This window comes from Paenibacillus sp. FSL R7-0312 (genome assembly GCF_038004445.1).
In the GTDB taxonomy this organism is placed as follows: domain Bacteria; phylum Bacillota; class Bacilli; order Paenibacillales; family Paenibacillaceae; genus Paenibacillus_AQ.
In genome coordinates, this window is record NZ_JBBORE010000001.1 from 7,050,803 (window position 1) to 7,073,590 (window position 22,788).

Annotated in this window: 17 protein-coding genes, 3 pseudogenes and 1 riboswitch; of the genes and pseudogenes, 5 read left to right on the forward strand and 15 right to left on the reverse strand. The window is 49.8% G+C overall.

Annotated elements, in window-relative coordinates; translation table 11 throughout:
• Nucleotides 1-46: 46 nt before the first annotated feature.
• From MKX70_RS30550 to MKX70_RS30570, 5 genes are all read right to left on the reverse strand, one after another.
• Nucleotides 47-1,432: an MATE family efflux transporter gene (locus MKX70_RS30550; protein WP_442950506.1), complete on the reverse strand. Its 1,386-nt coding sequence runs from the start codon at nucleotides 1,430-1,432 to the stop codon at nucleotides 47-49.
• Nucleotides 1,433-1,611: 179 nt separating this feature from the next.
• Nucleotides 1,612-3,033, reverse strand: coding sequence for a flotillin family protein (locus MKX70_RS30555; RefSeq protein WP_042233984.1), 1,422 nt, complete (start codon nucleotides 3,031-3,033; stop codon nucleotides 1,612-1,614).
• Nucleotides 3,034-3,055: 22 nt separating this feature from the next.
• A complete protein-coding gene (locus MKX70_RS30560; protein ID WP_156123025.1) occupies nucleotides 3,056-3,601 on the reverse strand; it encodes a hypothetical protein in 546 nt (181 codons plus the stop codon).
• 157 nt (nucleotides 3,602-3,758) lie between these two features.
• Nucleotides 3,759-3,947, reverse strand: a riboswitch (cyclic di-AMP (ydaO/yuaA leader).
• A gap of 258 nt (nucleotides 3,948-4,205) precedes the next feature.
• Nucleotides 4,206-5,321 carry a methyl-accepting chemotaxis protein gene (locus tag MKX70_RS30565; RefSeq protein WP_340789270.1) on the reverse strand — a complete coding sequence of 372 codons (1,116 nt, stop codon included), beginning with the start codon at nucleotides 5,319-5,321 and terminating at the stop codon, nucleotides 4,206-4,208.
• Between the two features lie 17 nt (nucleotides 5,322-5,338).
• Nucleotides 5,339-6,370, reverse strand: a complete 1,032-nt coding sequence (locus tag MKX70_RS30570) for an FIST signal transduction protein (RefSeq protein WP_340789272.1) — start codon at nucleotides 6,368-6,370, stop codon at nucleotides 5,339-5,341.
• Between the two features lie 307 nt (nucleotides 6,371-6,677).
• Between MKX70_RS30570 and MKX70_RS30575 the strand changes: the two genes are divergently transcribed.
• On the forward strand, nucleotides 6,678-6,863 hold the full coding sequence (locus tag MKX70_RS30575; RefSeq protein ID WP_042233978.1) for a hypothetical protein: 186 nt from the start codon (nucleotides 6,678-6,680) through the stop codon (nucleotides 6,861-6,863).
• Nucleotides 6,864-7,877: 1,014 nt separating this feature from the next.
• Here MKX70_RS30575 and tyrS read toward each other — a convergent pair.
• The 4 genes and pseudogenes from tyrS to MKX70_RS30590 form a co-directional block, all read right to left on the reverse strand.
• Nucleotides 7,878-9,137 carry a tyrosine--tRNA ligase gene (gene tyrS / locus MKX70_RS30580; protein WP_340841719.1) on the reverse strand — a complete coding sequence of 420 codons (1,260 nt, stop codon included), beginning with the start codon at nucleotides 9,135-9,137 and terminating at the stop codon, nucleotides 7,878-7,880.
• A 429-nt stretch (nucleotides 9,138-9,566) separates the two neighbouring features.
• Nucleotides 9,567-10,340, reverse strand: a pseudogene (locus MKX70_RS30585) (family 1 glycosylhydrolase); the annotation flags it as partial.
• Between the two features lie 51 nt (nucleotides 10,341-10,391).
• A pseudogene (locus tag MKX70_RS33510) lies at nucleotides 10,392-10,496 on the reverse strand (family 1 glycosylhydrolase); the annotation flags it as partial.
• Between the two features lie 225 nt (nucleotides 10,497-10,721).
• Nucleotides 10,722-11,093, reverse strand: a complete 372-nt coding sequence (locus tag MKX70_RS30590) for a PTS sugar transporter subunit IIA (RefSeq protein WP_340789274.1) — start codon at nucleotides 11,091-11,093, stop codon at nucleotides 10,722-10,724.
• Nucleotides 11,094-11,283: 190 nt separating this feature from the next.
• On the opposite strand from MKX70_RS30590, the gene MKX70_RS30595 reads away from it, so the two are divergent.
• Nucleotides 11,284-12,138 (forward strand): CPBP family intramembrane glutamic endopeptidase, encoded by an 855-nt coding sequence (locus tag MKX70_RS30595; protein ID WP_340841460.1) that lies wholly within the window; start codon nucleotides 11,284-11,286, stop codon nucleotides 12,136-12,138.
• A 354-nt stretch (nucleotides 12,139-12,492) separates the two neighbouring features.
• Here the strand turns inward: MKX70_RS30595 and MKX70_RS30600 are convergent, their stop codons facing one another.
• Nucleotides 12,493-13,161, reverse strand: coding sequence for a YukJ family protein (locus MKX70_RS30600; RefSeq protein WP_042241912.1), 669 nt, complete (start codon nucleotides 13,159-13,161; stop codon nucleotides 12,493-12,495).
• Between the two features lie 15 nt (nucleotides 13,162-13,176).
• Nucleotides 13,177-13,584, reverse strand: a complete 408-nt coding sequence (locus tag MKX70_RS30605; RefSeq protein ID WP_340841461.1) for a hypothetical protein — start codon at nucleotides 13,582-13,584, stop codon at nucleotides 13,177-13,179.
• Nucleotides 13,585-13,772: 188 nt separating this feature from the next.
• Here MKX70_RS30605 and MKX70_RS30610 point away from each other — a divergent pair, with 188 nt between their 5' ends.
• From MKX70_RS30610 to MKX70_RS30620, 3 genes and pseudogenes are all read left to right on the forward strand, one after another.
• Nucleotides 13,773-14,354 carry an LOG family protein gene (locus tag MKX70_RS30610; RefSeq protein WP_340841462.1) on the forward strand — a complete coding sequence of 194 codons (582 nt, stop codon included), beginning with the start codon at nucleotides 13,773-13,775 and terminating at the stop codon, nucleotides 14,352-14,354.
• A 34-nt stretch (nucleotides 14,355-14,388) separates the two neighbouring features.
• Nucleotides 14,389-14,706: pseudogene (locus MKX70_RS30615) on the forward strand (helix-turn-helix transcriptional regulator); the annotation flags it as partial.
• A 125-nt stretch (nucleotides 14,707-14,831) separates the two neighbouring features.
• Nucleotides 14,832-16,337 carry an amidase gene (locus tag MKX70_RS30620; RefSeq protein ID WP_340841463.1) on the forward strand — a complete coding sequence of 502 codons (1,506 nt, stop codon included), beginning with the start codon at nucleotides 14,832-14,834 and terminating at the stop codon, nucleotides 16,335-16,337.
• A 126-nt stretch (nucleotides 16,338-16,463) separates the two neighbouring features.
• Here MKX70_RS30620 and MKX70_RS30625 read toward each other — a convergent pair whose 3' ends face one another.
• The 4 genes from MKX70_RS30625 to MKX70_RS30640 all read right to left on the reverse strand — a co-directional run bounded on the left by MKX70_RS30625 (nucleotide 16,464) and on the right by MKX70_RS30640 (nucleotide 22,588).
• Nucleotides 16,464-19,145, reverse strand: coding sequence for a KAP family P-loop NTPase fold protein (locus tag MKX70_RS30625; RefSeq protein ID WP_042233965.1), 2,682 nt, complete (start codon nucleotides 19,143-19,145; stop codon nucleotides 16,464-16,466).
• Nucleotides 19,146-19,961: 816 nt separating this feature from the next.
• Complete coding sequence (locus MKX70_RS30630; protein WP_340841464.1) at nucleotides 19,962-20,417, reverse strand: GNAT family N-acetyltransferase; 456 nt, start codon at nucleotides 20,415-20,417, stop codon at nucleotides 19,962-19,964.
• A gap of 560 nt (nucleotides 20,418-20,977) precedes the next feature.
• Entirely contained in the window at nucleotides 20,978-21,835 is an 858-nt protein-coding gene (locus MKX70_RS30635) for an AraC family transcriptional regulator (protein ID WP_340841465.1), read from the reverse strand.
• Between the two features lie 24 nt (nucleotides 21,836-21,859).
• Nucleotides 21,860-22,588, reverse strand: coding sequence for a DsbA family protein (locus MKX70_RS30640; RefSeq protein ID WP_340841466.1), 729 nt, complete (start codon nucleotides 22,586-22,588; stop codon nucleotides 21,860-21,862).
• Nucleotides 22,589-22,788: the final 200 nt, after the last annotated feature.

Below are 22,788 nucleotides of genomic sequence, written 5' to 3' on the forward strand. Positions count from 1 at the left end.
CATATATGGGAGATACGCCAGGGGACAGCCTTATCACCAGCAGCTATCATATCAGCTTGTGCGCAAACCATTTCTCGCCTCTGAAGCGCCATAGAAAAACAGCTCCGCGGACCGCCCACTCGCAGTTCATCGCCAGCCAGACCCCCAGCACACCGTAGCCGAGGACGATCCCGAGTATGTAACCGAATATAACCCGGAACAGCCACATCGACAGCATGGAGGTAATAGAGGTGAAGCGGGAATCCCCCGCTGCCCGCAGCGCGGACGGCAGAATGAAGCTGACCGCCCACAGCGGAATCTGGGCAATGGCATTCACCAGCAGGACTATAAACAAGTCGTCAATGATCTCAGGAGGCGGAGAGAAGATCGACACTAGCGGATGGAACAGCGGCATCAGGATCAGGGCGACCAAGGCATACGAGGCTGAACCGATCCAGAGGAAGGACTTGATGAATTTTCTGGCATCTGCCACATCCCCCCGTCCGATGCTTTGGCCGACCACCGTTACGATCGTCAGCGACAACGCACTGGCCGGAATCTGAAACACCATCGCCAGCGAGCCGGCAATAGCATTGGTCGCAATAGCATAGGTGCCCATACTAACAATAAATATCTGGGTCAGCAGCTTGCCGCCATTGAAGAACATCTGCTCTGCTGCAAATGGAACACCGATGAACATAATTCTGCGCAGCATGGAGAGCGGAACATGGAACAGGTCGCGGACCCGCACACGCAGTACCGTGTCAATCTTGAACAGGTACACCAGGGCAAAGATCATGCCCGCATACCGCGCGATGTTGACCGCCAGTGTCATCCCCAGCACACCCATATGCAGCAGGTTAATGAAGACTACGTTCAGGAGTACGTATAACAGATTCATGATCAGCGACAGCATCAGCGAAGCCCGCGTCCTGCCGACGCCACGCAGCGCACCGCACACAGCCTGAACCACCGCGATCCCCAGATAAGAAATACTGCTGCCGATCATGTAGATCCGGGCATTATCCAGCACATCGGCGGAAGCTGTTCCGAACAGCAGGTTCAGTATCGGCGTGTGGAAGCCCATAAGCAGAATTCCGATTCCCACGGCGATCAGCGATACCGAGGTGACCGAACCCGCCGTAGCCTGGGATACCATCCGGTCGTTGCCGCTGCCTTTGTACTGCGCAACGACCACTGTCCCGCCGGTAGCAATGGCAACGAACACGTTGATCAGGAAAATATTCAGTGAATCTACCATATTCACCGCACTGACCGCCGCCATGCCGGATGAGCTGATCATCGCAGTGTTTACCAGATTTAGCCCGATGATGAAAGCCTGGTCAATCAGGATCGGAATAAATAAAGCTATAATTTGCCGGTAATCCATCCCTTCCCCGGAAAGATACTTCTCCAGCCATTTTTTGGCCGGCAGTCGAGCCTGAAGCTGCATAAACATATCACATTCTTTTCTGTAGAATAATTGCGGGCAGACTGTACATTCCTTCCAGTTTACTACAAATCTAACTTCACGTCTGTAACCAGTGAGAGAAACCCGGAATACAAAAAAGCAATAAATCCGCAATTCTCCATTAACGAAAGAACGGCGGCTTTATTGCTGCTGTATATGAATTACTGCTCTTTATCCCGGCCAAGCAGTCCGCTGAGCGCTTCGGTCACATTCATACCGGTAAGCGTCTGGGTCAACTCAGGAACCTGGGCCATTATTTTGGCAATATCGCCGGTAATTTTGTTCACGCCTGAGGTAGCTCCATCCTGGGAAATCACTGTAATCTTATCCACCTTGGCGAGCGGGGAAGCAATTTTCTCAGCCAGCTCCGGCAGTATTTTCAGGAATTCCACGGTAAGCGCAGCTTGTGTGAACTGTTTGTACGCTTCGGCTTTCTTCTCCAGGGCTCCCGCTTCCGCCGCTCCGGCCAGCTGGACAATCTCCGCATTCGCTCTCCCTTTCGCCAGCTCAGCTTCTGCCGTGGCCAGTCCGCGCTTGGTGGTTGTCGCTGCCTCGGCTTCCGCCTCAAGAATCTGCCGCTGCTTGGCGGCTTCGGCTCTCATGATCGTAGCCTGGTTCTCCGCCTGGGCAGGCTTGATCACCGTTGCCTCCAGCTCCCGCTGTCTCAGCTCGACTTCGATTTCCCTGACTGTCCGGTTGGCCTCCGCTTCCATCTGCGTGATTTTGACCTGTTCGGTAACGAGCGATTGCTTAATTTTGTTCTGCTGCAATTCATACGCAAGATCCGCCTGAGCCTTCTTCACTTCTGTCTCCAGCTTGAAATCCGCCTGCTTAATGTTCAGTTCCTTCTCGTACAGGGACTCCTTCGCGCGGGCGGCGGTTCCCGCTTCAATGGTGGCCTGATGTGCATTGGCTTTGGCAATGGAGGATTCCTTCTCCGCCTCGGCCTGCTTGATCTGAATATCGCGTTCCGCTTCCGCCTTGGCAATGCTGGCATCGCGGCGGATGCGCTCAATTTCCGGAACCCCCATATTGTCGATGTACCCTTTGTCATCCGTAATTTTTTTGATGGTGAAGCTGACGACCTCAAGCCCCATCTTGTCGAGGTCCTCCGAGCAGGTCTCCCTCATCTTGCTGTTGATTTCATCAGGCGTCTTGAGGATGGATTCCACCGTCAATTGCCCGATTAAGCCGCGCAGGTGGCCCTCCACCGAATGCAGGATAATTGTCTCGCGGTCTTCTTCGGGCCGGTCGATGAACTGCTCACTGGCCGTCAGAATAGCGGTGGGATCGCTTTTGATTTTTATCTGGGCGACCGCCTCCAGGTTGAGCTTGATGCCCTGCCGGGAGAACATCGCCTGCGCTGGAATGACATCGAAGCTCATCAGCATCATCGAGATGGTCTTATTGTTCTGGAAGCCCGGGATGACGAACGTCCCGCCGCCCTGCACCACTCTTTTACCGCCGAGACCGTATACAATCATCGCCTGATTGGGCGGGACTTTTTTATAAGCGGTCACGATACTGAACAAAGCCAGCAGAATAACAACAACAATGCCCGAGATTAAATAAAGAATAACCATTTGGTCCGACACTCCCCGTCATTTATAATTCTCCGAATTCCCTCTCGAAGAGGGTTACTTCCGCCATTCCCTTATCCACCTTCAAAATAATCACCCTGTCGCCCTTCACGAGCTGCTGGCCGATTGCTGCCCGCACTCCAATGGAGCGCATCGTTCCGTGCAGCACATATTTCATTTCCCCGGCTGCCCCATCCGCTGCAGGTACACTGACGTATCCAAGCTGCCCTGCCTGCTCATAATCCAATTCATTCATGCTGCTGTCATACCGGGTCATCACCCGGGCCAGCACTGCATACATCAGACACCCTGTCAGCAAGGCTATCATGGTGCAGATCAGCACTACTGCAAGCACGCTCATTCCGCTGAAGCGGCTAAGCATATAACCAGCGCCGCCCCAGACTGTGACAAACACCATCAGCGGGAGTATAGGCACAAAGCCCGGCCCCCCGGCGTCACCGCCCCCCGCATGCAGATGACCCGCCAGGCCATGCCCATGAAGTCCGCCGCTGAGGAGCAGGAGCAGTCCGACCCAGAAGCACACGATAAATGTAGTTAAGATAACGATCACCTCCTTAGGCAGTTCTGATCACAATATAAATAAACTTTTCCCGTTGTTATATGAATTATCCGTCTTAATTCAGACCGTCTCCCCCTGCTGCCTGCACAGCAAAAAGACCACAGCAGCAGCAGGGCTCTCCGTGGTCGGTTAATCGATCATGGCGCTCATCCTCTCTCTTCGAGGCTTACGGGGTTAGCTGACGGATTCGGGCAGCGAGATTGCCCTACCTTGCCGGAGCACCGTTATACAGCATGCAGCAAGGATTCACCCCAGGTGTGCGGCCGCTATCTGAGCCTAAGCCGTAATCACCGTTGGTTCCCCCGTTCCCATTACTGGAATTCAGCCATTTGAGAACAGTTAAATTTCATTCGGTTGTTGATTTGAATCTTACGCCTGCAGCCATTTAATGTAAAACGCTGCGGTTGACAAAAGAAGCCAAAAATGCCGTTCCTGCACGAATGAAGGCGTATACTTTGCTTTCGCTCTTAAGCGGCCGATGATTTACTCCTTTTTGCTCCGTTTCTCTGGAGCAGTGCTGTTACATAGCAAAGAGGCTGACCACCTGCATTCCCTCTGCCGGGTGTAGTCTTTTTTATCGGATACTCGCTTCTGCTTATACGCCAGTCTTCTGTGCTTCATCCAGCTGCTGCAGCTGCTCTATCTGATGCAAATGATTAAGCAGCTGCTGATAGTGGTCGGCTTTTTGCTGGACGGTAAGCACCATCTTCTGGAACTGCCCTGCATCCTGTCCCGATTTCTCCAGAATACGCAGCAGATCGCCATTGATCTGCTCCACATCCTCCATGCTGCTCTCCTGCGATTCCTGAATCTTCTCCAGATGCTGGAATACCTCTTCCTCCGCTTCCACGATCTCGTTCATGTATACCGTGGACTGGCTGATCTTCGCATTCGTCTCTGTCATCGCCGTTGTCCCGTCACCGGACTTGCTGTGAAGCTGCTCCATCACCTGGGTCATCCCCGAAAGGGAGCCCATGATCTCCTTCACATGACTGCGCGTGCTGTCGGCCAGCTTGCGGATTTCTGTGGCAACCACCGAGAAGCCCCGTCCGTGCTCTCCGGCCCGCGCCGCCTCGATCGCTGCATTCAGCGACAACAGATTCGTCTGCTCAGCAATATCCGTAATGATCTTTGCCAGCTGCTCGATGCTCCGGAAATGCCCCCGCAGGTCCTCATTCAAGCTGACAAATTCAGTAAATACCGCCGAAGCCTTCTGCATTTCCGCCGAGATCTGGATATTGGCCTCTTTGGCGAATTCAATTTTATTGGAGGAAAAAGAGAGGCTGCCATACATTTCATTGATGAGATCTTCGGTCTGTCCGCTGTTGGTCTTCAGATGCTCCAGAAGCTGCTGGGTCCCGCAGATCTGGCTGATCAGCTCACCGCTGCCCGCCCGTAAAGCCGCAAACTCCTCTACCAGCTGGGCCTCTTCCTTAAGAATCTCGTCAGTTTCGCGGCGGATCTGTCCGGCCAGGGTATAGGCGTGCATCCCATAGGATTCAGTGGCTGAAGCGTCGTTAGCGGCAGCTGTCCTGCCAGTATTCTCTGGAGGCTCAGTAGCATTAGCCGCTGCTCCAGCTGTCTTTAGCGTCCCGGCTGATTGTCCGGAGCTGTCCGTTTTTTCAAGAACGGCTAATGTATTATGACTTTGAACAGCTCCGGCAGAGATGCTTTTGCCCCATGAAGTGCGTAATCTGGTTATCCACTGCATAATCAATCTACTCTCCCTTATTCAACCAGCAGCAGAATCATGGTCTGGTTGGCATGCTTTTTATAATATTGCTCTCCGTAGCTGATGAAACCTGTAGTGTTGCCGCAGAATCCGAGCATAGTCCTGTCAAAATCCGCCCACAGACCGTCCCGGATGAAGAGCTGGTCCCGCAGCGTACAGTTAATGTTAAGCACAAAGGAAGGCTTGTACGGGCTCCCGCCCAGCGTCTCCCCCAGCACAGCAAGCGGATCTGCTGCACTCAGCACCTCTACATAAGTACTAGACATAACCTGGCTGTAAAATGTGACAGAGCCATCCGGATTAATGGTCATCGGTGAGGCGATGATCAGATCGTCTTCGTATCTTTTGCCCAGCGGGCTGCTCAGGAAATGCTCTGCCAGCTCCGCCTCCGGGACACCAAGCACGCGCGCGTATTCTTCCGCAGCAGGACGTCCGTTGAAGGAATACACCGTTCTGCCGAACACATCGGCTTCTGTCACCAGCAGCGTTGTCCCGGTGGGAACATAAATATTTTCTTTAACCAGTGCAGTACGACCCGGCATATTGAAGAAAATCCCCAGGTTCTGCACCCGGCGGCTTCCTATGTAAATATAAGTCTCTCCATGCTCATCATCCGCTGCACTTCCCCCAATAATCTTGAACTCCGGGGCAATGAAAAATAGCGAGGAGAGGATCGTCTCCTCCATCGCGCCTGTACCGTCACATAGCAGCAGCAGAAAGGCATTAGAGTTGCCTTGTACTTTGTGATATGAGGCACTTAGCACATTGCCTCTAAGCACGGGCGGATGCAGGATCTCCACAATATCGGCTATCCCTGATTCGTATTCGAACCCAGTGACTACGCCGCTGCGGTAGCCCTGCGGGGTATATTCGCCTTTGGTTGAGCACAATACCGCCCGGGAGGGTGCATGCCGGGACAATTCGCTGACTGCCGCAGCGGAAGCGAACAGCACCAAGCCTCTGCTGCTATCCAGTTGTTCCAGATGCCGCTTGGCTTCGCCCAATGTGTTAAAAGATAAAGCTTTCATTATGTATATCAACCTTCCTCCGCGGGAGTTCCCCCTGCAAACGTTACTGAAAAATTAAGCTTTAATTTTCAATACTTCTTATGGTAAAACCAGAACCGGGCCTACTGTCTGTGAATAATGTCGCAATCCCCTCGCCAAAGCCTTATTTCCGGCGCAAAAATACGGCTGTCACGGGTGACTAAGGTTGAGCGGCTTACAGAAAGGCTGTATCATGAACATACTGTAGATGCGATGGATGCGATGGATACGATGGATACGATGCTCAGAGCCGGGCATCACATTAATAACAGAAAGGAAGTGTGAGGCCATGACTTATTCACAGCGTTCCAGTCACCCTGCTGCCGCATCGGACTACACCTATCTGGAATACCAGATCGAATTAGCTGCAGAAGAATTGGCTGTGGCAGTAAAGGCGCAAGACGAAGCGCGGGCAAAGGCCATCCGCGAGCAGATTGCCAAACTCGAAGACGAGCTGGCGCTGCTTGAGGATTAAGCCGGATTACACCTGATTAAGCCGATTAGTGTAGTACCCTCACTTCTCGATTCGATTCTATCTCTAACAATAGATCATGTGATAATGATTATCAATGACAAAAAGATGTAGATTCCAGCAGCGCCGCAGGAGCCAACTGTTTTCTCAAGCACCGATATTCATTCGGTGCAGGGCCGGGCTTCCGGCTGCTGTGGGGAATATGAGGCTGTGCTGGTATGTGCTGGGTGTGTGCTGGTATGTGCTGGGTGTGTGCTGGGTGTGTGCTGGGTGTGTGCTGGGTGTGTGCTGGGTGTGTGCTGAGCGTTCTGCCCGGCAGCGAATGAGTTTTTTGAACAAAGATTAAGCTTTACTGCCCGTCCAGGCAGAAATGTTGTACGGATTACAACTCTGCCCCCCTAGTTTACACGGAGTTTGAGGGGATTGTTGTATGAAATACAACAATTGTCAGGATAATCCGCTTGAAAGAGGGTAAATGTTGTATTTCACACAACAATTCACAATTATATACGGATATAGGAGAATCCCCCCACAAGAGTGGGGCTTGTGCTCGCTGACTACCACGCTGACTACTGGTTACCTCCTCCTTACCACGCTGAACACTGATTACTTCGCACCACGCTGACTACTGTTCACTTCGCTCACTACCACGCTGACCACACATCAACTCACTCACTACCACACTGCTGGTTACCTCATCCCTACCTCGCTGACCACTGATCACCTCGCTCACCAGCACATTCACTTCCTTGCGACTACTGATCACCTCGCTCACTACCACTCTCACTTCCTTGCGACTGCTGATCACCTAGCCCACCACCACACTCACTTCCTTGCGACTATTGATTACCTCCTCACAGCCACGCTGATCACTTAGGTACTTTGCAGGCACCCCAAAACAATAAATCACCTTATAAAAAAGAGGTTATCCCCGTCATTGCTGACACAGCGGGATAGCCTCTTATGGTTTATCTGTTTACCTTTTTACCTATGGACTTCCCAACCAGAAGCTATAGCTTAGCCCAACTTCACCAGGCTGTAGTTCTTCTTGCCTTTGCGGACGATGATGAATTTGCCGCCGATGGCAAGCTCAGCGGTAATCTCCGTCTCCAGCTCGTTGACGCGCTCGCCGTTAATGGAGATTGCACCTTTGGTAATATCCTCACGCGCCTGGCGTTTGGATGGCTCGATGCCCAGATCGACCAGCCAGTCGACAATGTTCTTCAACTCCTTAGTGGCGGTGAAGGTCGGCATTTCCTTGAAGCCTTCTTCGATTTCATCGGCAGTCAGAGAACTGATATCGCCGCTGAACAGCGCAGCGCTGATGCGTTTAGCCTGCTCCAGCAGCTCTTCGCTGTGGACGAAGCGGGTCATCTCTTCGGCCAGTGTTTTTTGTGCCTCGCGTTTATGCGGCTCCGTCGCCACCTTCTCAGCAAGCGCCTCAATTTCCTCCTTGCTCAGGAAGGTGAAGTATTTCAGGTATTTCACCACATCTCGGTCATCGGTGTTTGCCCAGAACTGGTAGAACTCGTAAGGTGTGGTCTGCTTCGGATCCAGCCAGATGGCGCCGCCGGCGGATTTGCCGAACTTGGTACCGTCTGCCTTGAGCATAAGCGGGATGGTCAGGCCGAAGGCTTTGGCTTCGTTGCCTTCTTTCTTACGGATCAGATCCAGGCCGCTGGTGATATTGCCCCACTGGTCCGAACCGCCGATCTGCAGCTGCACATCCTCATGCTGGTATAGATGCAGGTAATCCATGGACTGCAGGATCTGGTAGGAGAACTCGGTGAACGAGATTCCGCTGTCCAAGCGGCTGGAGACTACGTCCTTAGCCAGCATCGTGTTGATGCTGAAGTTCTTGCCGATGTCGCGCAGGAATTCGATGACGTTCATGTCCTTGGTCCAGTCGTAGTTGTTAACCATCCGCACCTGATTGTCGCCTTCAGTAATGAACAGCTTCTTCATCTGGGCCGTCAGCGCATCCACATTCTCCTGTACCTGCTCCAGCGTCTGCAGGGAGCGCTCGCTCTGGCGTCCGCTCGGATCACCAATCGTTCCGGTAGCCCCGCCAATCAGAATGACCGGACGGTGTCCCGCCAGCTGGAAGCGTCTAAGCATCATAAAAGGAATCAGGTGGCCGATATGCATAGTGTTGCCTGTAGGGTCCACGCCGCAGTACAGCGATACAGCCTTACTCTCTGTTAATTCGCGCAGTCCGTCCGCATCTGTCTGCTGGTTAATGGCGTCGCGCCACAGCAACTCGTCGATAATGTTCAACATGTACAGCCCCTTTGGTATGTTTTATGTGTAATTGGTATGCATTGATAAACAGCCAGCTTACCGGGTAACTCTGCAATTCCCGAATTTGGGCAACAAAAAATCGCCCCTTGTCTATATAGACACAGGGACGATTATAATTAACCGTGTTACCACCCAAATTGCACAGACATCACATTCAAACATGTCCGTACCACTCTTCCGCGAGTTATCGTTCGCTTAGCTCCGCTTGGCATTACCCAAGATACTCCCGAGGTGTAATTCGCAGTCCATTGTATATACCAAGGTTCCATCAACCCCCGGCTTTCTGGGAACAGGGACAAAGTCTGCTACTGGCTCGTTCAACGTATACCAACTATAAGATTACAGAAAGTATAGCCGCTTCTAAAATTGTTGTCAATGCGGAAGGCAGCACCAGCCAGGAGCTGCCTACTCCAAATCCGCTCCATTGCTGGCAATTGCCTTCTTGTACCAGTAAAAGCTCTTCTTCTTCTTCCGGTCAAGCGTTCCGTTTCCGTCATCCTCCTGGTCCACATAGATCACGCCGTAACGCTTGGACATCTCCGAAGTCGACGCGCTGATAATATCAATCGCCCCCCAGGCGGTGTAGCCCATGACTTCGACCCCGTCCAGAACCGCTTCCTTGACCTGAGTGATATGCTTGCGTAAATAATCGATCCGGTAATCATCCTGGATGGAACCATCCTCTTCGACCTTATCCTTCGCACCCAGCCCGTTCTCCACCACAAACAGCGGAAGCTGGTAACGGTCGTACAGCTCTTTCAGGACAATCCGCAGGCCAACCGGATCCAGCTGCCAGCCCCATTCAGTAATTTTCAGGTTCGGATTCTTCACGGTGCTGAACAGATTGCCGCCGGTCACGCCGTATTTCTCCGGGGTAACTGTGGATATAAGCGATGTATAGTAGCTGAAGGAGATGAAGTCCACCGTGTTCTCACGCAGGAGCTGCTGATCGCCAGGCTCAGTGGCTACCACAATATTATTCTCGGCAAAATAACGCTTCATGAATGGAGGATAACTTCCCCGTGCCTGCACATCGGTATGCATCAGGTTAAACTGATTATCGATCTGGGCCTGCAGCACATCCTCCGGATCACTGGTCGCCGGATAATGGATCATACGCGCAAGCATGCAGCCAATGCGGAATTCCGGATGAATCCGCTCGATCGTTTCACTGGTGACATGCATCAGCTCTTTGAGGTTGGTGTAATCTTTTTTCTTATAGTATGGCACCATATCTGCCGTAGATAATCCTTTACCGTCTGCGTCAAAAGCACCCTCTGCCTGGTTTGCGGCGATTGCTCCGCCCCATAGGAAGCCATGTGGAAAAGTCGTCATTTTGTCATCTCCTATTGTTCGTTATAAAAGGCAGGCCGTAACTGCGGGATGTTGGGACTTCCGGCCACTGTTATGTTTGGATTTCCTGAATTTATTCTGCTGTCAGCGGTAGAAATCCAAACATAGCTTATGCTTCCGATGCGAGCTTTCCTGCGGAAAGCTTTCAGGCGGACGCTATCGCTCCTACTAATAGCCTTTTGTTTGGATGAAGCGGATTCTGTAACCTTATAGCTCAGCGTTCAGCACCGGTTCGCCGAATGTTACTTCGCCCAGCTTAAGCGGCAGAATCTGCTTATAATCAGCCGTATTGGTAACGACCATAGCGGTTGTAATATCATAATTCTGTGCAATTTGCGCCAGATCGAAGGTGAGCAGCTTGTCGCCAGCCTGAATCGGATCACCGGCCTGCACATGCGCTTCGAAGAATTGGCCGCGCAGCTTCACGGTGTTGATCCCGACGTGGATCAGGAGTTCCATGTCGTCAGTGCCCCGGATAACCATAGCATGCTTGGTTCTGAAGACATTCATTACGGTACCGCTGCAGCCAGTTAATACCGCCGGACAATCCGTCTCCGACGAAGGTTCCCAGAGGTCCAATCGCGATCAGCTTATGCCCATAGCAGCGCTCTGTTTATGACTGGCAGGATGATGGCAGTGCAGCGGTGTGACCTCAATGACGTCTGTGACTGTTGTGACTTCTGTGACAGTGAATCCATTGCATAGCCAATATAGTAATAGAGAGGGATTTACTGGTAAATATTTCTTCATCCAAAGGAGTGTTACTTATATGCAGCTTAAGACAGGGGAAAATGCAGGGATTTTTACAGGAAAACGTATTTCAGCCAGGTTTATCGTTGGCCTTATTATTCTGGAGATTATTTTCGCGATGACGGTGAACCTCCTTTTCTTTGAAAAGGGGACCTTCGATGACATTAACCGGCTGACACACGGGTGGATAAATGCCACGTTATGCGCGGGACTGCTTGGTCTCATGGTAATTGTCATTATTTATTTATGGGCAATGGTCCGGATTCCGCTGCGGGATCTGGGACTGAGACGGGAGAAGCTGCTGGCCGGATGCCTATGGACATTTGTGTTCTGGCTGGCTGTCAATGTAATGAGTACCTGCATCAATCTCATTGCCGGTACAGCACTTACATGGAATCAGGACCTTGCCGACATTCCGAATCTGTTTCTGGGCGCTTTGCTTGGACAATTGTTCGGCAATGCCTTGCTGGAGGAGATCATCTTCCGCGGCTTCCTTTTTGTGCAGATCCATCATTGGTTGTCAGGAACGGGTAAGCCTTCCTCCCGCATAGTTAAGGCGATGCTCATCTCGCAAACAGTCTTTGCCCTCATGCATATTCCGAACCGGATTTACGGCGGACTTCACGGAATGGAGTTTGTGTATGATTTTATCCAGCTGGTTATTCTCGGGATGCTGTTTGCACTCCTCTATGTCCTGACCCGGAATCTGTTCATCGTAGTGGGCGTCCACTCGCTGCTGAATGTGAATCTGGTAATCTGGACGGGCAGCTACGCCACAACGGCTTCGCTTACCTGTATGGGCTTTGCTGTCGGAATTCTTCTGCTGCTGCGGAGAAAGAAGGTACATAGCCGGAAATCCGTGATACATTATTGAAGGTTTAATGTAAAAAAGCAAGACCTTTGCAGAAGAAGCCGCAGAGTCTTGCTTAATGGGTTCTAATTACCCGGGCGAACAGGCTCTAGTGCATTTATCTGGGATACCGCGTAAGTCAGCTAGGATTTGCCCCGTACGGCTTGTAAAGCTCCGTTCATCCGGTTCCCTAGATCTCGCTCCAGTTTCTCATCCTGCTGAGCAATGTATTCTTTGTAGCGGTCCTTTATAGTCTGAGGATTGTCACCAGAAATTCCACGCATTCCTTTGTACTGCTGATTCAAGAATATCCACATAAAAACGGATTTGATTGTACGTATCCAGAAGATACTTGATATTTTGCGATTCCACTTTCGGCTATCCCGACACTTGTGCAGACTTTTGGGTCAGGTGATTGCATTCACTTACCGGACGCTCCATATGGCCCTGGTCATCTGTGCACCAGGATTGCGACTGGAAGGCGAGGAACAGGCCGAGCCATTTGTCCTCCTGCTCAAAATGAATCACAATTCCGCCATCCTGCCAGATGCCGTCGTCTGCTCTGTATTTTTTAACGTTCCCTTGATTCATGTGGATATTGTGAATACCGCCCGGGAAAGGTTCGCCGTATACATAGATTTTGGCTGTTTCATCCTTGATGGCACGTTGCAGATAAGCATCCACTTTCTCATTCAAGTCATTATCCGGACCGTCTTCATTGTATCGAAGTGCGATCATCTTGGAGGGGTCAAACAGTCCGCCACGGATGTAGTCCAAGGCAAATTCATCACGGTTGGATTTACCAATTTTAGTAACCCCGTCCTTTAAACTCTGCAGGTGGGTAATCTGCTCAGAATTAAATTTATCTCCGACCAGATAGAGCAGCTCTGAAGGCTCCTCAGTGGATTGAACGTTGATGGCCAATTTGTATTCTCTGCCGGCAGCCTCGACTACTGCATGATAATGCGGGGTGCTGTCACCTGTGGGTGGTGCAGGTATTCCTCTGATGATCTTTCCTTTTAACACTCCGTATGGATTCAACGGCATAATAATCGCTCCTTTTTAGTGTGTAGTTTGTGTTGTATGTGCTTGCTTCAATCGGTCAAGTGCCCATTTGGTTTTGGACATATCCTGCTCGAGCAGCAGATTAGCCTCTTTGAATAGGGTCAAGGAAAAGCTTGAATTCAAAAGACATTCCTTCGGGCATGATTGAACCTCCTTGTCAGGGTGCGGATTATGACTATGGTTCAAATCCGGTTTATTGTTTCTCCAATACTCAGCCAGCAGCTCCGGTGCGGTCAGAAAGAGCAAGCCATTGCCTTCAGTTGCTTTGGAACTGCCCGGCGGCAAAGTACATCTGACAATCTGCGAATATAACTCACCTTCAGTTAACTTGCGGTTGAATTGGGATTCACTTTGATAATAGTTAAGCACAAGGGCTAATGCCTCGGCAACATAGGGAGAAGACATCGAGGTACCTGACCCATAAGAACTTCAAATCGGGCCCGTCCATTAAAACCATCCGCAAAGGAGCGGTTAAACATTGAGCATATCCTTCTACCACACGATATCGTGTGGTATCTTGGATGTAGATACACTGGTGCAACATCGTCACAAAGTTATTTTCAGATACTTAGGCAAAGGAGAGTCAGCATTATATGAAGAGTATCGCTGTTTTTTGCGGTTCGAATGACGGCGCTTCGCCCGTCTACAAAGAGTACGCTGTTGCTCTGGGCAAAGAGCTGGCTGCACGGGGCATCACGCTGATCTATGGCGGAGCTACTGTCGGCTTAATGGGCGCTATTGCAGATAGCGTCATGCAGGCGGGGGGACGCGTGATCGGGGTTCTGCCCTATTTTCTCAAGAAAAGAGAAATCGAGCATACCCGTCTGACCGAACTGATTATGGTGGACTCCATGCACGAACGGAAGCTGAAGATGTCTGAGCTTGCCGATGGATTCATTGCCATGCCGGGCGGGCCGGGCACGATGGAGGAATATTTCGAGATCTTTACGTGGGCGCAGCTCGGTCTGCATCAGAAGCCCTGCGGGCTGCTGAACGTCAACGGTTACTACGATCCGCTGATTGCCCTGTTCGGCAACATGGTCCAGGAGAAGTTCATGCAGGAGAAACAGCATTCCATCATGCTGAACGATACGACTGCGGAGGGAATTCTGCAGCAATTGGCTGACTATACCCCCTCTCCGGTGAAGAACTATCTCACGGATGAGCGGACTTGATTGTTTCCTTCCAGCTGCGGGCTTACCGCGCACCATATGGATTCATCAGAATTACAGCAGCTCCTTCACCGTCCAGGAGCTTGCTGATGCCCATAATATGAGCGTGTCCGGCTTGCATCATAAGTTCAAAGCCATTACGGCAATGGGACCGTTGCAGTATCAGAAGCAGTTGCGCCTCCAGGAAGCCAGACGGCTCATGCTGAGCGGTTCCATGGGTGCCACGGCTGCTGCCATGGAAGTAGGCTATGAGAGTGCCTCGCAGTTCAGCCGCGAATACCGCAGACTGTTCGGCCTCCCGCCGCTCAAGGATATCCAGGTTGTGCGAAGAAGCATCGACCCAGGTGAATTCTAGCAGACCATTGGGAAGTCTGGCGCTCCCGAAGTATACTAGAGAAGCTGGTCCCGTCTATTCTCATTATCCGCAGAAGCATCTATAGCGATATAGCCTGCACATCCTGCCAGAAAGAGGTTATTCACATGTCGTTGTCTTCTTATTCCGCTTATGATGCTCTAGGGCTTGCCGCTCTTGTCAAGGCACGCGAAGTCTCACCCCGCGAGCTCGTGGAAACCGCCTTCACCCGGCTCGATGAAATGAATCCGCTGCTGAATGCGGTGGTGCGTACCCGCCGGGAGGCAGCGCTGAAGGAAGCGGATGAGATGCCGGTCCCTGATGGCGACACTTCCCGGCCGTTTGCCGGCGTACCCTATCTGCTGAAGGATATCTCCCAGGCGATTGGCGGAGAACCGCTGACCTCGGGCGCCATGCTCATGAAGGACAATATTCCCAAGCGGGACTCTAATTACGTCGCCCGTATCCGCCGCGGCGGCTTCATCCCGCTGGGACACACGAATACGCCGGAATTCGGCCTCAAAAATATTACCGAGCCGCTGCTTCACGGCCCGGCACGCAACCCGTGGAACCCCGCCTATTCCCCCGGCGGTTCCAGCGGCGGGGCTGCGGCGGCCGTAGCCGCAGGGATTGTTCCGGCGGCCGGAGCCAGTGACGGCGGCGGCTCCATCCGCATACCGGCTTCGTTCACCGGCCTGTTCGGACTGAAGCCGACGCGCGGGCGCACGCCGGTCGGCCCTGGCGTCGGCCGCCAGTGGCAGGGCGCGTCGATCGACTTCGCCCTGACGCGGACTGTGCGCGACAGTGCCGCGATGCTTGATCTGCTGCAGGTGGTGCAGCCGGAAGCTGCTTTTCAGACCCCGCTGTATCCGGGGGTCTATCTGGATGATCTGCTGAAGCCTGCGCAGCAGAAGCTGCGGATTGCGTACACTACAGCTTCACCGGTGGGCACACCGGTATCAGAAGAAGCTGTACATGCTGTGATGAACACTGTAAAGTGGCTGGAATCGGAAGGCTATGCGGTCGAGGAGAAGCTGAGTCCGGTTAACGGGGTCAGACTGATGGATAACTACTATACGATGAATGCCGGTGAGGTATCGGCGATGTTCCTGTCGCTCGAGAGCGGTATGGGCCGCACGATTGCGGCAAGCGAAGTGGATATTGTTACCTGGGTGCTGGCCGAAGCCGGTAAACAGGTCTCAGCTGCAGAATTCGTTCACAGCCTGCATGAATGGGATGTGGCTGCCGCGCAGATGGCGGCGCTGATGGACCGGTTCGACCTGTACATCACACCTGCGAATGCGGATTCTGCACCGAAGATCGGAGAGCTGACCCAGACGTCTGAGGAGATTCAGCAGCTGCTGGAAGTCAGCAGTCTGTCCAAAGACGCTCAGCGCCGGATGATCTACGAGATGTTCGAGCCCAGCCTAACCTATACGCCTTTCACCCAGCTGGCGAATCTGACCGGTCAGCCGGCGATGAGCGTACCAGTGCATCTCACGGCGGAAGGCCTGCCGATCGGGGTTCAGGTCATGGCCTCCAAGGGACGCGAGGATCTGCTGCTTCAACTGGCCGCTTGTCTGGAACAGTCGCCGCTCTGGGTGGGCATGCAGGGCAATCCGCTGTTTGCCTGATAGGACTAGATAAGACTAAGTACTTAGAAAATAAGTTATAACACAAGCTGCAAGCTAATGCCTGATACTAGAAACAGGAGCTTAATTAGAAACCCGTATGCAGGGTTTGACGAAGAGTCCGAGGGATTAGTCCCTCGGACTCTCTCTATTGTACTTCCTTATTTCCATGAGTTTATTACGAATTTCAGATATTCTCACAGAATTACCTAGCATACACAGAGACATAACAGCATTATTAAAATCATCTTTTAGTTTAGCTTTATAATCATGTTCATTGAGCTCTTTCAGCACATAATCATAGATACAATTGTCCATATAACTTAATATAACTAGTTGCGGTTGATCAGTATTTTTAAGTTCGACAATGGCAGCTTTTAAACTGTCAATCTTTTTAACTTCCTTCAACTCATCTTTGATGAGCTTCAAAGGTATGCTTTTAAGAATATTAACGTACATAAATAGCAGAACATAATCTTCTTGAAGATGCGAATCTTTAATTAGAAAACGGACTGTCGAACTGACCCCATGTTCCTTCGCCCATGAGGTTAATACTCTTTTCTTCTGTTTTATCGACACTGCTTCAAACCATACGGTGAACATTTTCTCAATATCTTCTTTTGAATGCTCAATCAAAAAATCGTATTTGATATCCTCTTCAAAGAAATCTTTTAACTGTCCATTCAAAAGAGTTTTACCGAATTTGTGAGTATAAACTTCCCCCACTAAGCTCCAGTTTTTAATATCTTTCATCAGTAATTTGTAGACGGCATCCACTTCGGGACTGCTAGAAAGATCAACTAGCAATTCTATGATAAGAGAACGGTGCAGTTGATTCTGAAAAGGCTCTTTATATTCCTCATGAAAGTGAATAATTATAAATGAAAGTAGCCGTAATTTCCTTTCTACAGGAAATACAGCCATCCTTTCTTTAAGGCTTTTATTAAGTGCATAGCTATTACTTTTGCTGGACAAATTGTTATACACTTTGGCAATATCCAAATAAGGAAGATTCCGGTCTAGAGTATCATTTAAAGATTCGTAATCGGACTCGGATAGTTTTCCAGACGGTACGGAGTACATGAAATACGTCCAAAAGTGCTCAGGTGAACCCAACCTTTTTTGTAATATCCAGTCTGAGTTCACCTCCCCAGCAACGCCCACTAAAGGGAAAATTTTCTTTAAAAAAGAAAGATGTCTTGAATACTTACTCAAGTCATTAAAAATAGCATCTCTAACCTCTTTTGTTTTTACTTTCCCCAAGAAAAAATCCGCATGTTTCAAAATAAAGTCAAAAAGACCAGGTGTCGACACTTTAATCGTCAGTAAACTAAACAGATCTAGTTTATGAACATCGTTTCCCATGAGGGGCATATAAACCTTGCAAATATTACTTAGCCGCTGCAAATTTCGCGGGGAAGTCTCCATTTCAATTAAAATGTTCTTTATTTGCTGTTGATTAGCAGTACCCCATTCCTTATCCAGTACAGGCTCCAACAATTCCCAACCTAGATTTGCCAGAAGAATAGGATCTGGAGAAGGTATGTATAATGGAATTTGAATAAATTTTTCTAAATAGTTCTTTCCAACATCGGCACTGAATTCCTTTGAATACATTTGAGCTAGCGAATTCGTTACAATTTCTTCATCCATTGCAATCACATATGTTATTTTAGGAAAATCGGCAATCATACGGACAAGTTTGAATATCATTTGAATTTCTTTATTGTCTAGACGGTCCAAATCATCAATAAATACGATAAGCTTGATATCCGCAAGTTTCAGCCTCTCAATAATTTGCTCTCTCAGTTCTTCTGCCTCAGTGTACTCCTTACTGAACTCAGAATGACCAAAGAAATCCTTAAAGTTAATGATTAATCCTGGCGGGCGAAGACTTATTGGCGTAAGATATTTTCGATATGTTTTCAAAATTCGGATCAACCCAGGATCGTATGTAAGGGAATGCTCTCTTATAGCATCTATGAGCTTATTTAAAAATTCGGGAATTAAGTTCATATAATCCTTACCAAAAAACCAGGGCTGAAATCGAATGATAACCGGATTTACATCCTTTTCGGCAAATTTCCGTTCCATCATGTCAAAAATTGAAGTTTTGCCTGATCCCCACGGACCATACAAACCAATTGTCAATGAACCAGCAGTTTTTTGATCTGTGTGTTTTATAATTGCACTAGCAACATGCTCGGCAAAAGGCTCACGGTTCAGTACATCTTTTCCATTTATCCCCAAGGATGATTCAGTGCTAAATTTTTGTTCCTTCTGATCAGAGCCTACATCATTGCAATTCTTCTGATTTTCTCCCTTCACTTCACCTTTCTTTGATTTAGCTTCTATTAATTTCAAATAGTAAGTCCATATTTTAAATAATGCATAATTTACCAATTCGATAAATGCTAGAACCAATGACAACATACACAGCAAATTTGTTATATCATATAAATCTGAGAACAGAGGGCCAGTAAAATTTGAATGCTTATCATTAAAGGTGTGATCCACAACTACAGCGATAGCAATACTATTCAAGAGCAGAAAAGCTCGGTTTTGTAGCAAATTTTTCTTATCTCTCTGAGAATTACACAGCGTTTGACTATATCTGAATAGGCTAAGTACTCCTACAATAACAAAAGTTAATACAATAAATTCTTTAATATAGCCTGTATATTCTCTTGCGAATAAATGGGCTGCAGAGATTCTAAGGACCAGTAATACAAGGTAGGTGAACGCGGCAAAACCCATGGGGAACAGTAGATGTGCCCCAAACCATTTGATTTTAATATATTTTGATTTCAAGTAGAATCACCCTTTAGCAGCATTTGGCTATTACATTATGTAAAAAATCCCAGTCCTATTATTATAGGTTGCTTATTTCTTATTGGCTACCTACATCACGAAAGTAATACCCTAAAGCAAGAGTCCGCATAATCTTCATTGTCTGTAACAACCTTTTGAGAATTTCCATCCAGGAATGAAAAGCAAATTGTTAATAGCCTTAGGTTTAAATGATTTTAGTCATTCCGGCTCTCCTACACAAGAGTGCAATTGTTATTTAGCTCTTTGATCTCCTGCGGGTTCTTCCCCTTCAAATGTGATAAAAGTGCTTTATAACTCTCGAATATGTATCGTTCTTTTTCTATTTCGTCAAGGTTTCTTAATAAAGGGTGTCCCGGCAAGAATAATGGTGTAGCTGCCTTGCAGGATTTATTCTGTGACTTTGCTGACAATCAGTTGAATAGTGCGCGTTACATAATCCCCCGCAGACCAACCCGCTGATCCGGGACCGCGAAATACGCTTTTTAACATCTGCTTCATTACATCTACTTCCTCTCACGCTCATTGTCTTGACACCAGCTGCGCTCATTCAAAAAAGACGGCACAGGCGGATCTTTAAATGGATTCTCCATCCAGCCCTTCATTCCTCGCCGTCCAGAACTTCTTTGCAAAAATAAGTCCGTCCCTGCGCAGGCCTGTCAGAAATCAATCCCTTTTGATAAAAATCAGTGAAAATTAGATAAAACAATGTGAGAACCCCTGCAGGTAGCACGACAGCTCCCAGAACAACCGGAAGACTGATAAGAAACTTTCCCAACCCTAAATTTCTGTTCTCCATCACTTCACCGCCAGCCGCAGACATCTCATATTAGAGTACTCATAACCCGCAGCTTCATAAAAATGCAGCGCCCGCGCGTTCTCCGCATCGGCCAGCAGGGTGATCCGCAGAAAACCATGCTCCTTGGCGTAAGCAACAATGCCGTCCATGAAAAACCGGCCGCTGCCCTGCCCGCGCTCATCTGCCGCCACAATGAAATCCTCCAGTATGATTACCGGCCCGCCTTCAAACGTGCTGAACGCAAACACCAGATTCACCATACCAGCCACCTTATCTCCCCGCTTGAGCAGCAGCAATTGACCGCGTTCCGGATGCTCCAGAATCAGCCGCAGCCCTGCCCTCTGCTTATCCCGGTTAGCCGCACCGGCGAAGTCTTGCTCCATTCCAAACAGCTCCTGCAGCAGCAGACACATCTCTTCCAGATTCTCTGTGCCAGCTTCGGCTATCGTCAGCATAGTCCCGTTTCATCTCCGCTATTATTTTATTTAGCTTGGCTTAAAACCTCTGAGTTTGCTGATAATGCCGTGAAGGTTGAGCCCTTGCTCCCATCATAAATGCTGCTAATGGATTCAACTGTGACTTTTACCCTCCGCAAGAGACGGCTGCCCCGCCTAACAATGAATGATCTTGAAAGACCAAGGACCGGCTGATTGCAGAATGTACAACAGAAGCAGAGTAAAAGACTCCCCAAATCACATTCTATTGCATTAGGTACAGCAGAATTTAGGAAAACGTCCGATATGGGCTGAAATCCGAAAATCTAATGTACAGAATGCAATAGAAGGCAAAAATAGAGCCATTCCCCCTTATTCGGCTGTACAATATGCAATAGAATTCTGCCGGAACCAGAAACAGCAGGCGCCACGAACATTGTTTCGTCCATGGCGCCCGCCTTAATATCTGAAGTCATTCCAGTGCACTTGTTAATAGACGTTACTTATACGGGCCTAAGCGGCGCTTATCCCCACAGGACAAGTGATACGGCTTTGCAGTCTTTTTAAAGGGCGGTACCATTTCAAAGCACTCGGAATTCCCGCGGGGTCTGGCCAGTCATCCGGTGGAAGAGACGGGAGAAGTAATGGAGTGAGCTGAAGTGGTTTTTTGCGGCAATCTCGGTGATGCTCAGCGGGCTATGCAGCAGGTCTTCCTTGGCCCGGTTAATCCGGAAGCGGTTCATATACTCCACTGGCGAGACCCCGGTAGATTTGCGGAACAGCTCGAAAAAATGCCCTCTGCTCAGGTGAAGACTGCTGTAGTAAGCTTCGAGCGGCTTCGGTACATCATGCAGCAAATCCTGCTCCATCTGCTCCAGCAGTCCGCTGATCCTCCGGTCCGGAATCGGCTGGCCGCTCAGCAGCAGATGCAGCAGATCATCAATAAATTCCTGGAAATGACGCTGAATCGTCAGATTGCGGATGAAGGTCTGCTCATTGTCGAACTCCCCTGCCTTATAGAACTTCTGAAACCGCTCAGTCCACCCGCGCAGTAGCCCCACGTCCATGAACTGCGGAAGCGGATACGGGAAAAGAGGACCCAGCATCTCCTTCTGCAGCTGCTCCGGCTTATAACAGATCGGACAGGCCCAGTCAAAGCGGCCTTCCCGGTCCACATGATGCCAATCGAAGTAGCAGCACTGATGAACCATCGGATCGGCAGAGTCTGCCTGCCATTCATGAAGCTGACCGGGCGGAAGATGGATCAGCATTCCCGGACTTACCCGGAGCGTCTGCCCGCCGGTCAAGAGGATGCCGTGTCCCTCGCTGATCAGGTAGACCGAGCTCATATAGCAGATTCTCGGGGAGCTGGATTGTCCTTTGGCAAAAGGATAGCGGGTAGCCAGATAGACATACGGATGTATAGCGGAAAAGTTCATACCGTCTCCCCCCTTCCGCAGCGGTTACTCTGTACCGCCGGAAGCCTGCGCGGCTTCAATGGCAGCAGCGAGCTTCTCATAGGATGCCGTCTGCAGCAGCTTGCCGTTCACCATAAACTTCGGAGTACCGTTCACTCCGTAATTCCCCGCTGTTTTGAAATCCTCTTTGACCGGTAGCATATATGTATGGGCCTGCAGATCCTTAGCGAAGCGGTCATAATCGATGCCGCTGATATTGTCCTTCACAAAATCAAGCATAAACTGGGGTGTAGCCCAAATCTTCGTCTCATCCCCCTGCTGATCGTACAGCTTGCTCATAAAATCCCAGAATTTATTGTTGTCCTGAGCAAATACCGCTTCTCCGGCACTCGCTGCCATGATTGAATCGCGGTCAATGAAAGCAAAATTTGTGAAGAACAGCTCGGCTTTACCGGTATCGATGAATTCCTGTTTGAACCGCTCAAAATAGGTCTCCTTCCACTTCTTGCAGGCAGGGCATTTGAAATCGGCAAATTCGATCACCTTGGCTTTGGCTGTGCTGCTGCCCAAATGCGGCTGCTTCTCATATTTCAGACCGTTTGCATCGAAGTCCCCGCGGATTTCCGTATAATTGGGCAGTCCCTCCAGTCCGCCGGCCGCTTTGGACCGTGTCAGGAAGGCCACGGATACAATGAGCACCAGCACACTGATTACAATAACCGAGACTGCGAACCCGAAGCTTTTCTTTGTTTGTTTTGCCTTCATTTTAGCCATCGCTGTTTATCCCCCTAGAACAAATAGACACCGCTAATTGATAGCGCTTTCTGACCTGAATATAAGCCGTTGTCTGCTCATCGTAAAGGTACATTTGCGGCAGCAGCGTACCTTTCCCCTGTTCAGGCCTGGCCCAACAGCCCGGCACCAATTCATCCGCCGATCGTGCAAAAACCGGACCCTCCGCTAAATACTTTCCG

Coding starts and splice junctions, on each gene's coding strand:
- MKX70_RS30635 (WP_340841465.1), bottom strand. CDS start 21,835: ATGAACTTTTCCGCTATACATCCGTATGTCTATCTGGCTACCCGCTAT.
- MKX70_RS30565 (WP_340789270.1), bottom strand. CDS start 5,321: ATGCAGTGGATAACCAGATTACGCACTTCATGGGGCAAAAGCATCTCT.
- MKX70_RS30630 (WP_340841464.1), bottom strand. CDS start 20,417: ATGCTGACGATAGCCGAAGCTGGCACAGAGAATCTGGAAGAGATGTGT.
- MKX70_RS30600 (WP_042241912.1), bottom strand. CDS start 13,161: ATGCCGTTGAATCCATACGGAGTGTTAAAAGGAAAGATCATCAGAGGA.
- MKX70_RS30555 (WP_042233984.1), bottom strand. CDS start 3,033: ATGGTTATTCTTTATTTAATCTCGGGCATTGTTGTTGTTATTCTGCTG.
- MKX70_RS30640 (WP_340841466.1), bottom strand. CDS start 22,588: ATGGCTAAAATGAAGGCAAAACAAACAAAGAAAAGCTTCGGGTTCGCA.
- MKX70_RS30610 (WP_340841462.1), top strand. CDS start 13,773: ATGAAGAGTATCGCTGTTTTTTGCGGTTCGAATGACGGCGCTTCGCCC.
- MKX70_RS30550 (WP_442950506.1), bottom strand. CDS start 1,432: ATGCAGCTTCAGGCTCGACTGCCGGCCAAAAAATGGCTGGAGAAGTAT.
- MKX70_RS30570 (WP_340789272.1), bottom strand. CDS start 6,370: ATGAAAGCTTTATCTTTTAACACATTGGGCGAAGCCAAGCGGCATCTG.
- MKX70_RS30575 (WP_042233978.1), top strand. CDS start 6,678: ATGACTTATTCACAGCGTTCCAGTCACCCTGCTGCCGCATCGGACTAC.
- MKX70_RS30620 (WP_340841463.1), top strand. CDS start 14,832: ATGTCGTTGTCTTCTTATTCCGCTTATGATGCTCTAGGGCTTGCCGCT.
- MKX70_RS30605 (WP_340841461.1), bottom strand. CDS start 13,584: ATGTCTTCTCCCTATGTTGCCGAGGCATTAGCCCTTGTGCTTAACTAT.
- MKX70_RS30595 (WP_340841460.1), top strand. CDS start 11,284: ATGCAGCTTAAGACAGGGGAAAATGCAGGGATTTTTACAGGAAAACGT.